The following is a 3,812-nucleotide window of genomic DNA, read 5'->3' as shown; positions in this document are numbered from 1 at the left end:
TTCAAAGTAATTTGGCTTGCGATGAAAGATGCCTCAAAAAAATGGACAATGCCGATTCAAAACTGGAAACTGGCGATGAATCGATTTATGATTGATTTCGGTGCTCGCCTAGACGAGCACCGTTAAGTTGAGATGGGTGTTTACACAGAATTTGGGATAGGGTCCTGTCATAATGCCCTACACATTCAGTACAAAGGTTAGGATCAATCACATAAATTTCATCGCCAACTGAAATTGCATCATTCGGACATTCTGGTAAACACATATCGCAGTTTGTGCATTTGTCAGTGATAAATAGTGCCATTTTCCATTAACCTTGTGTTAAAAAAGGGCTGATATATAAAGAATATCAGCCCAAAATTGAATAGGAATTTTATGCGTAAAAAACAACTCAATTTCTTCTCTCTCCTTGTGCTAGCGCTTTTGTCGCTGTTCTTTTTTGTTTGGGAACATTTCTTTCCTAGTGAGCAAAAATCTGAAGCCATATCTGAGCCCACTGCTCAGTCAATACCTCAGCCCAAGCCTAAACTAAAATCTATTCCTGCAAATTATGATTATGTGATGGCTAATGACAGTATTGGGCAAAACAAACAGGCGAAAACAGATTATTACACTTTAGTGCTATCTTGGTCGCCTGCATTTTGCGATAGCCAGCGTGAGCGCTATGGCAAAAATTTGCCTACTTCAATGCAATTGCAATGTGATACGACACAGAAATTTGGTTGGGTTATTCATGGTTTATGGGCGCAAAATAAAAATGCTCGACAAATTTCTGAACACCCTCGTTTTTGTCAGGGCGATTTACCTATGTTGCCAAGTTCAGTGATTGAGCCTTATTTAGCGGAAAGTCCTAGCGCTACTTTATTGCAAGGTGAATGGGAAAAACATGGTGCTTGTGCCTTTAGACAAGCAGAGCAGTATTTCAAAAAACAGCAAGAATTGTACCGCACTTTAACCTTGCCTAAGCAGCAATTTAATTCAAGAAATGAGTTATTCGCTTGGATGAAGAAAAATAATCCACAGTTGAAAAATGCGTATTTTGGGGCAAGTCACAATGAGCTATTTATTTGCTACGGATTAGATTGGCAAGTAATTGATTGCCCACGCAATCGTTAATTCATGGAATTAGATCATTATTAATGAGAAAGTTAAATTTTTGTTAATAATTTAATTTATTTAAAAAAATATTAGCGTTAATTTGATCTAGTTCGTTACAACCTAGTCATAACTGGGTATAATGTGCAACAGTTTTTATCAATTTTAATCAATATAAAGAGGGCAAATTATGTCAGTAATTAAAATGACAGACCTAGATTTAGCAGGTAAAAGAGTATTTATTCGTGCAGATTTAAATGTGCCAGTAAAAGAAGGCAAAGTGACTTCTGATGCACGTATTAAAGCCACTATTCCTACTTTAAAACTTGCACTTGAGAAAGGTGCAAAAGTGATGGTAACTTCGCACTTAGGTCGTCCGACTGAAGGTGAATTTAAACCTGAAGATTCATTACAACCTGTTGTTGATTATTTGAAAGATGCTGGCTTTAACGTTCGTTTAGCACAAAATTATCTTGATGGCGTAGAAGTAAACGAAGGTGAAATCGTTGTTCTTGAAAACGTACGTGTAAATAAAGGTGAGAAGAAAAACGATCCAGAATTAGGCAAAAAATATGCCGCACTTTGTGATGTATTTGTGATGGATGCATTTGGTACAGCACACCGTGCACAAGCATCAACTTACGGCGTAGCAGAATTTGCACCAATTGCTTGTGCAGGCCCATTATTAGCCGCTGAATTAGATGCTTTAGGTAAAGCATTAAAAGAACCACAACGCCCAATGTTAGCCATTGTTGGTGGTTCAAAAGTATCAACAAAATTAACTGTATTAGATAGCTTATCAAAAATTGCTGATCAATTAATCGTGGGCGGCGGTATCGCAAATACTTTCATTGCAGCAGAAGGTCATAATGTGGGTAAATCTTTATATGAAGCAGATTTAATCCCTGAAGCACAACGCTTATCAAAAGCAACTAATATTCCTGTGCCTGTTGATGTGCGTGTAGGTACTGAGTTTTCAGAAACGGCACCAGCAATAGAAAAAGCAGTAAATGAAGTAGCCGCAGACGAATCTATTTTTGATATTGGCGATAAATCTGCTGAGCAATTAGCGGAAATTATTCGTAACTCAAAAACGATTCTTTGGAATGGTCCAGTAGGCGTATTTGAATTCCCTAACTTCCGTAAAGGTACTGAAATCATCTCTAATGCAATCGCAGAAGCAACTGCAAATGGTGCATTCTCTATTGCTGGCGGCGGTGATACTTTAGCTGCAATTGATTTATTCGGTATCAAAGATAAAATTTCTTATATTTCAACCGGTGGTGGTGCATTCTTAGAGTTTGTAGAAGGCAAAGTATTACCAGCAGTTGAAATCTTAGAAAAACGCGCAAATGGTTAATTTTGTAAAGTGCAAGAAATTGCACTTTACGTTGTAGATTGATTTAATTTTTACTAGTGCAAGAATTGCACGTTATATAGGAAATATGAAAATGGCAAAATTATTAGACATTGTAAAACCAGGTGTATTAACTGGTGATGACGTTCAAAAAGTATTCGCTTATGCAAAAGCAAATAACTTTGCAATTCCTGCAGTAAACTGCGTGGGTACAGATTCTGTGAATGCTGTATTAGAAACAGCTGCTCGTGTAAAAGCGCCTGTTATTATTCAATTCTCAAATGGTGGTGCTGCCTTCTACGCTGGTAAAGGCATTAAACCAACGAGTGGAGCTCGCCCAGATGTTCTAGGTGCGATTGCTGGTGCGAAACATGTTCATGCATTAGCAGCAGAATATGGTGTTCCTGTGATTCTTCACACTGACCATGCAGCGAAAAAATTACTTCCATGGATTGACGGTTTATTGGATGTGGGTGAAAAACATTTTGCAGAAACAGGTAAGCCATTATTCTCATCTCATATGATTGATTTATCTGAAGAGCCAATGGCTGAAAATATGGCAATTTGTCGTGAGTATCTTGCTCGTATGGATAAAATGGGTATGACACTTGAAATCGAAATCGGTATTACTGGTGGGGAAGAAGATGGTGTTGATAATTCAGATGTAGATGAGTCTAAACTTTATACTCAACCTGAAGATGTACTTTATGTTTACGATCAATTAAATCCAATTAGCCCACGTTTCACAATCGCTGCGGCTTTTGGTAACGTACATGGCGTATATAAACCGGGTAACGTAAAATTAAAACCATCTATTTTAGGCGCATCACAAGAGTTCGTATCGAAAGAGCGTAATCTTCCAGCGAAATCATTAGATTTCGTATTCCATGGTGGTTCAGGTTCTTCAACTGAAGAAATCCGCGAAGCAATCAGCTATGGTGCGATTAAGATGAATATCGATACTGATACACAATGGGCAACTTGGGATGGTATCCTTCAATTCTATAAAGCAAATGAAGCATACTTACAAGGTCAATTAGGCAACCCAGAAGGTCCTGATGCACCAAACAAAAAATACTACGATCCACGTGTTTGGTTACGTAAAGCAGAAGAATCTATGTCTAAACGCTTAGAAAAATCTTTTGAAGATTTGAACTGTGTTGATGTTCTATAGTTTTTCAAAATTATCTAAAAATAAACCGCACTTTTAAAGTTCGGTTTATTTCAGACCACTGACAAACCCACCTTTTCAAAGTCATTTGATAAACGTGGGTTTATTTTTTAGTTTCTCACTTTTCTCTTCGTTTTTCCTTTATTTTCCCTTCAGATAACCTTGCAAGTGGTCATTTTCCCTAATTTT

The 3,812-nt window shown here is 37.4% G+C and carries 4 protein-coding genes and 1 pseudogene; 4 read left to right on the top strand and 1 reads right to left on the bottom strand.

The window, feature by feature from the left end; translation table 11 throughout:
• A pseudogene (locus B0186_RS11580) lies at window positions 1–126 on the top strand (IS256 family transposase); the annotation flags it as partial.
• On the opposite strand, the gene B0186_RS12180 reads toward B0186_RS11580, so the two are convergent.
• On the bottom strand, window positions 86–304 hold the full coding sequence (locus B0186_RS12180) for a YfhL family 4Fe-4S dicluster ferredoxin (RefSeq protein ID WP_078219580.1): 219 nt from the start codon (window positions 302–304) through the stop codon (window positions 86–88). The pseudogene B0186_RS11580 and the gene B0186_RS12180 overlap by 41 nt on opposite strands.
• A gap of 71 nt (window positions 305–375) precedes the next feature.
• On the opposite strand from B0186_RS12180, the gene B0186_RS11380 reads away from it, so the two are divergent.
• From B0186_RS11380 to fbaA, 3 genes are all read left to right on the top strand, one after another.
• A complete protein-coding gene (locus tag B0186_RS11380) occupies window positions 376–1,116 on the top strand; it encodes a ribonuclease T2 family protein (RefSeq protein WP_078219579.1) in 741 nt (246 codons plus the stop codon).
• A gap of 169 nt (window positions 1,117–1,285) precedes the next feature.
• Window positions 1,286–2,455 (top strand): phosphoglycerate kinase, encoded by a 1,170-nt coding sequence (gene pgk / locus B0186_RS11375; protein ID WP_078219578.1) that lies wholly within the window; start codon window positions 1,286–1,288, stop codon window positions 2,453–2,455.
• Between the two features lie 91 nt (window positions 2,456–2,546).
• Window positions 2,547–3,626, top strand: coding sequence for a class II fructose-bisphosphate aldolase (gene fbaA / locus B0186_RS11370; RefSeq protein WP_078219577.1), 1,080 nt, complete (start codon window positions 2,547–2,549; stop codon window positions 3,624–3,626).
• Window positions 3,627–3,812 lie beyond the last annotated feature (186 nt).

It is taken from the genome of Canicola haemoglobinophilus (genome assembly GCF_002015075.1).
GTDB lineage: Bacteria > Pseudomonadota > Gammaproteobacteria > Enterobacterales > Pasteurellaceae > Canicola > Canicola haemoglobinophilus.
Note: the sequence above shows the minus strand (reverse complement) of the source record. Positions and strands in the feature narration are given on the sequence as shown.

What these genes read in the sequence shown, in the direction of transcription:
- B0186_RS11380 (WP_078219579.1), top strand. Translation starts at nt 376, where the DNA reads ATGCGTAAAAAACAACTCAATTTCTTCTCTCTCCTTGTGCTAGCGCTT.
- fbaA (WP_078219577.1), top strand. Translation starts at nt 2,547, where the DNA reads ATGGCAAAATTATTAGACATTGTAAAACCAGGTGTATTAACTGGTGAT.
- B0186_RS12180 (WP_078219580.1), bottom strand. Translation starts at nt 304, where the DNA reads ATGGCACTATTTATCACTGACAAATGCACAAACTGCGATATGTGTTTA.
- pgk (WP_078219578.1), top strand. Translation starts at nt 1,286, where the DNA reads ATGTCAGTAATTAAAATGACAGACCTAGATTTAGCAGGTAAAAGAGTA.